Raw genomic sequence first — 5,797 nt, forward strand, 5'->3', positions numbered from 1 at the left:
GCCTCCCATGCCAATCAACCGCCGCACGCCCATCCCGAAGGCCGAGGCAGTCCAGCAGGTGAGCCGGGGCCCGATGCGGAGCAAGGCGAACAGGGTGAGCGCGGTGGTGGGCAGCAACGCCGACCACCTCAGTGCCGCATCGAGCTTGAACCTGAAAACCTCACCGCCAATGAACGGCAGCGCCCTCGCAACAGCCGCAAGCGCTCCCGCGATCGGAGCTACGACCCCTGACGTACAACTGTAGAGCGCAAGATGATGGCTTACGTTGCGCGCCATCGCGAGGCAAAGGGTCGGATCTACAACACAAGCGTGATCCAACGGATCGGCCTGCTTCATCACCGCTTCGCTGTGTTCGTTAAATCCCCCTGCACCCGCGGGATTCCCGGGATCCCTTCGGCATGCGATGATACGGGATGCGCACTAAGTACGCGCTTAGCTGCCCAGGCATCCTCGCTGGACCGTCCATTTTGTGCCGACTTGCTGCTCATGGCTAATACTATCGAGGGCTTCTTCGCCAAGCTCGCGCGCCGCCGGCGCTCTGACCGGGCGCGCGCGTGATCGGAAGGAGAAACTCAGGGTCACCAACAATGATGATGCAATCGCCTCGCCGGGCAGTGAGCACACGACGATCGCCTGTGTTTCCGGCTTCCTCGTAAATATGCGGCAGGGGCGCTTACAATTGGTGACGCCGGTACCGGGTGGCGAACGCTGGCCTCTCGGGTACCGCATCGTGGGTCAACGTTTCTTCAGGACGCCCGACGAGTTCCAGGAGGGGCTGCAGAGCATGATGGATCAGCACATGCTAGAGAGCCCAGCCCCCGACCTTCCGATCCGTTTCCGCAGAGACCTGCAATACAAAGCAGGGGACGGGTACTTCAATCTCCGCTCACGCAACATGGAACACCGGGTGCTCGACGACGTCGTTCCGATGTCCGTCGGCAATCTGATCGCATGCGGCAACTGCACAGCCTCGGAGCTGCTCATGCGAGTTAAGACAGACGGGACGAGCGTACTTGCCGTCGCCGACCTGCTCGATCAGTTATACGCGCTCGGGTTGATCGAAGAGGACATCGATGTGCGCGGCGATTGGCAGAGCAGCGAGGGGGCGAGCCGCATCAAAGAGGTGTGACACGCGGACTGCTGCCACGTGTATTCAAGTCCAGCGAAGCTTCGTCCCCGCAGTGCATCGAGTGGTTCCTGAAATTCGCTCTCGATGCGTTCCCAAGGTTCTGACCTCACGTTGGCCAGACGCCAGCGGTCCATGCACTGACGGAGCGGCAGGACGCCGACCGAACCAGGAGGAATCCCGACACGACATGACAAGACTCGACGATGCAACACTCAATGAGCTCGTGGGTCGCGTCCTTAGCGACGTAGGAGGAGCAGTCAGCGTTCCGCTCGTGCGGATTGGAGACGCGCTCGGCCTGTGCAAGACCCTCAAGGAAATTGGGCCGGCGACACCCGACGAGCTTGCCGCCGCCTCCGAATGCGCGCTGCGCTGTGTGCGCGAATGGCTCTCCGCTCATCCGCATCACATCGCGCCAGCGAAGAAGGAGATTGTGATCGACGACGTGGTGGTCCGAACGGCGGTTTATGTCGAGCGCTGGCGCAGGTGATCCGTGCGGTGTGGGCGATGATTGTGCCGGGTGCCGATCTGAAGATCTACATGGCAACCCGTCCCGTCGACTTCCGGCGCGGCCTCGACCGGCTGACGGCGGCGGCGCAGGAGATACTCGGCCTCGACCCATTCTGCGGGGCGGCCTTGTCACCGCCGCCAGCTGTTGAAACGTCCAAATGGACGCCCATTTTGCCGTCTGCTCCCATGCAGGCCTCCGTCTCTCGCGATCGCGGGGATTCTTGGCACATTCACCTCATGCGCGCACGAGGGGAGCGGCGTGGCGCTTACGACGAGACCGTAGGCAACACGAATGCCCAGCGTCTCGAACACCTGCGCGGCGGTCGCCTCGACCTGCTGCGCGAGCAGTTTCAACCTGCGGTTGCTGAAGGCCGGCGCCACGATCGTGCAAAACCGCTCATGCTCGCGCCCCTCGTGCGGGACCAGCCACCCCGGCGAACCAAGCGTAAGGCGGCATTCAGACGACGTCCTCCGCGGCGATGGTCAACGCCAGATACTCCAGCCGGCCGAACAGTGCGAAGAGAGTGCGGCATTCACCCCGGATTCGGTACCGATGGAAGGGCGGAAGGTGACCGGCAGGCGCTGCGGGCAGGAAATGACGTGATGGGCTCCCAATATCGTTCCGAAATGGCCTCTATAGGCGCTCATGTTGGCGAGCCCTGGCGCCGCCTCGATAATCGCTTCCGACAGATAGCCCCTCTCGTCCAGCAATTTTCGCAAACCGTCGAGAAGCGTTTTTGGGTCATGCTTGTTCGCCGCTCGGCCAGAGAGGATTGCGCCCTGGCGAACAATTCCTTGGGAACGACGGGCGCAATCCCGCTAAGGCGCAACCACAACGTTTTCGGGATTGTAAGTCCGCCGCGATTAGAGTCTCTCACTGCTCCGATTGTAGACGTTGAGCCCGATGCACAACTTGCTCGTGAGCAGTGGACCGCCGCTGCCACCACCGCCTTCTCGGCGGCGGTGGCAGGATATATCATGGTGTAAATTTTTACCTATCGTCTGCATCTGAGGTCAACCCATGTCCATGGCCCTTCCTCAGCCTTGCAGAAGATAGATAAAAATTTACACCATGATATATCATGATACAGACAAAATAGTACGAAGTTGACCTTGCAATACACCCAAACGTTTAGAATTGTTTTACAACGGTATTAGATGTTAGCAACAGTCATTAGCTAGACGTGCTTGCTTAGAAGTATCAAGTGTCGTAATTGATAAGGGGCACAAATAAAAATAAAACTTAAGCACAAATAGAACTGGCTTTTTTATTATATATCGCACTAGGCGTTAGAGGTACAGACACAAGGTAATTAAAAACTGAAGAAAGCGACAACATAGACTATAACAACCGAAAAAGTGAAGTGCAAAGCGACAAATTAGACAAAAAGCTGTAAAAGACGGAACAGCCGTCTATATATCTAAAAGAGGAAATTGGGGCGGACACCGCATCCTCGGAAACACCGCTAATCCTCGTCCTCCTCGTTCTCCTCTTCCTCAAATATCGAAGGCCCGACAACCGGTATGTCAAACCGCCCAAACGGGCCGCTGCGAAGATGTAGGTAGGGGCGGTTGCGCTGCCTTTCGAACAAACCGGTGAGCGGAACGGCCGCGAAAAATTCAACGTCTTCGACGGTAGCGTCGCTACAACCGAGGTCGTGGTAGATACTTACTATCTCACTTGCAGTTTTTCCATCGTACGGCGGGAGTTCCATTGCCAGCAGGGATTCTCCACCGACGCGTAGGTGCGCAGGAATAGGAGCGAGACTCTGCTGTTGACAGCATGCTCTCGCAACCTCCGCCGGCAAGTAGAGGTAGAGGAAATCAGACCCTTCAAAGATCGGCTCAAGGGTCTGTTCAGGCCGGATACCGTCGGTCGGATCGTCTATGAGCGGCCCCTCCTGGACATACCAGAGCTTTGCGGGAGCAACAAAAGTAGTTAGGCCCGCAATGAACTCAAATTGACGGTCCAGAACACGATTACAGAAATTCCCATATTCGCGGTTCCTCGCGCGCGTGAGTAAATGCTCCAGGTGACGTGGATTTGTTTCGTCAATCTCTCTGCCAACAACCCTGGGGCGCACCATAATGAAAGAGGTAATTAAGGAATGAAGCGGAACGGATAGGCTGAGAATGCGATGCGCGGAAGGTATTTGTGTTTGTGAGTGATGGATCCACGACATTATAGTGTTTATATAGGAAACTGATTGACCCTTGCAGGCAGTGATGCTTCGTTCGTCCTTATTGGACCGGAATCATAGACAGTGACAGAAGCCAATCGATAATCCCAAGGCTGCATCGATGGATGGTCATTGGACCGTATTAGATGCCCTCATTAAAATATCCCGTTGGTAAACGGCACCCCTTCGACCTCGGTATGGCCATTCACGTGATCTTATCATGACACAGCTGCCGAATAAGCGGGGACACAGCTCCTCCAATGAGACACTGGCTTGGCTTGGCTTGGCTTGGCTTGGCTTGGCTTGGCTTGGCTTGGCTTGGCTTGGCTTGGCTTGGCTTGGCTTGCTGGCTGGCAGGATATATGGATTTGTCACGTTTATTCGTTCGTGCATAAAGGCGTTCGTACGTTTGCTTACTGGTATGTCGGTTGATGCATATGAAGCATACCTGACGTACTTGCTGCCCTTCTTCGGCTTATAACGAATGGGCTGGCGATCCGCTGACCCTTGTGGAAGATCTCGACGATGTGTCGGCGATGCGCACATCGACGTAGCTCGCGGATAAAGCGATGGGGCGTGGAATACCGGTGAGCGTATTTCGCAAAAGATCCCATGGGCTGGATGACGGCCGGCGCTTTGCAGGGACTGTCAGGAATCTTGTGCGGGAGGCCGGTTGTCGTCATTGGCTGACGAACCTTTTGCCGACGACGACGGCGAACTGTGTCCTGGCCTCGAACCACTTGCGCGGGGCGCGTTTCCGCCGGCTCCCGACTGTTGAGGAGAAGGAGCCGATGAGACGTGTGATTGGAATGGACATCCACCGCACCTTTGCGGAGGTGGTGGTTCGGGAAGACGGCCGGCTGCGCCATCATGGACGGGTCGACATGACCCGCTCGGGATTGGAAGGGTTCGGCCATAGTTTGCGACGGACGGATGAGGTTGTCGTCGAGGCTACGGGCAACGCCATGGCGTGGTGCGGGTTTTGTCACCCTATGTCGGCCGGGTGATTGTCGCCAACCCGATGCAGGTGAAGGCGATCGCCCATGCCAGGGGGGACTGTCAGGAATTCTGTGCGCGAGGCCATGATGATGGAAAGGAGAGAATCATCACATGGCTATCGAGAAGGAACTTCTGGACCAACTGCTTGCGGGTCGCGATCCATCTGAGGTTTTCGGCAAGGACGGCTTGCTCGACGATCTGAAGAAGGCGCTTTCGGAGCGGATACTGAATGCCGAGCTTGACGAGCACCTCGAAGATGAAAGCGCCGACGGCAGTGCCAACCGCCGCAACGGCCATTCGCGGAAGACAGTTCTGACGGGCACGTCGAAGATGCAGCTTGCGATCCCGCGCGATCGAGCGGGAACGTTCGACCCGAAGCTGATCGCCAAGTATCAGCGCCGTTTCCCGGAGTTCGACGAGAAGATCATCTCCATGTATGCGCGCGGCATGAGCGTGCGCGAGATCCGCGGCCATCTGGAGGAGCTCTACGGCATCGACGTGTCGCCGGACCTGATCTCGGCGGTGACCGATGCCGTCCTGGAGGAGGTGGCCGAATGGCAGAACCGGCCGCTCGACGCCTGCTTTCCGCTCGTCTTCTTCGACGCGATCCGGGTGAAGATCAGGGACGAAGGCTTTGTCCGCAACAAGGCCATTTACATCGCGCTCGGCATCCTGGCCGACGGCACCAAGGAGATTCTCGGCATCTGGATCGAGCAAGACCGAGGGCGCCAAGTTCTGGCTGCGCGTGATGAACGAACTGAAGAACCGGGGCGTCGGCGACATCCTGATCGCCGTCGTCGATGGCCTGAAGGGCTTCCCCGAGGCCATCAACGCAGTCTTCCCACAGACGGTCGTGCAGACCTGCATCGTACACCTGATCCGCCATTCCCTCGAGTTCGTGTCGTGGAAGGATCGTAAAGCCGTCGTGCCGGCGCTCAGGGCAATCTACCGGGCCAAGGACGCCGAGGCCGGCATGAAGGCG

At 57.8% G+C, this 5,797-nt stretch carries 3 protein-coding genes and 4 pseudogenes; 4 read left to right on the forward strand and 3 right to left on the reverse strand.

Annotated features, from left to right (window positions below; genetic code table 11):
* Positions 1–336 (reverse strand): hypothetical protein (locus O7A70_RS33265; RefSeq protein ID WP_337144120.1); only part of this gene is annotated, 336 nt, incomplete at its 3' end.
* A 343-nt stretch (positions 337–679) separates the two neighbouring features.
* Here O7A70_RS33265 and O7A70_RS33275 point away from each other — a divergent pair.
* Both O7A70_RS33275 and O7A70_RS33280 read left to right on the forward strand, forming a co-directional pair.
* Positions 680–1,129, forward strand: a complete 450-nt coding sequence (locus O7A70_RS33275; RefSeq protein WP_337144121.1) for a hypothetical protein — start codon at positions 680–682, stop codon at positions 1,127–1,129.
* Positions 1,130–1,316: 187 nt separating this feature from the next.
* Positions 1,317–1,523, forward strand: a pseudogene (locus O7A70_RS33280) (SAM-dependent methyltransferase); the annotation flags it as partial.
* A 410-nt stretch (positions 1,524–1,933) separates the two neighbouring features.
* Here O7A70_RS33280 and O7A70_RS33285 read toward each other — a convergent pair.
* Together O7A70_RS33285 and O7A70_RS33290 are read right to left on the reverse strand one after the other, a co-directional pair.
* Positions 1,934–2,083 (reverse strand): annotated as a pseudogene (locus tag O7A70_RS33285) (cytochrome P450); the annotation flags it as partial.
* A 1,019-nt stretch (positions 2,084–3,102) separates the two neighbouring features.
* Positions 3,103–3,819, reverse strand: coding sequence for a RolB family protein (locus tag O7A70_RS33290; RefSeq protein WP_337144122.1), 717 nt, complete (start codon positions 3,817–3,819; stop codon positions 3,103–3,105).
* 788 nt (positions 3,820–4,607) lie between these two features.
* On the opposite strand from O7A70_RS33290, the pseudogene O7A70_RS33295 reads away from it, so the two are divergent.
* Together O7A70_RS33295 and O7A70_RS33300 are read left to right on the forward strand one after the other, a co-directional pair.
* Positions 4,608–4,864 (forward strand): annotated as a pseudogene (locus tag O7A70_RS33295) (IS110 family transposase); the annotation flags it as partial.
* Between the two features lie 62 nt (positions 4,865–4,926).
* A pseudogene (locus O7A70_RS33300) lies at positions 4,927–5,797 on the forward strand (IS256 family transposase); the annotation flags it as partial.

The sequence above is a fragment of the Mesorhizobium sp. Cs1299R1N1 genome, from assembly GCF_037179655.1.
Classification (GTDB): Bacteria; Pseudomonadota; Alphaproteobacteria; order Rhizobiales; family Rhizobiaceae; genus Mesorhizobium; species Mesorhizobium salmacidum.

Coding starts and splice junctions, on each gene's coding strand:
- O7A70_RS33290 (WP_337144122.1), bottom strand. CDS start 3,819: ATGTCGTGGATCCATCACTCACAAACACAAATACCTTCCGCGCATCGC.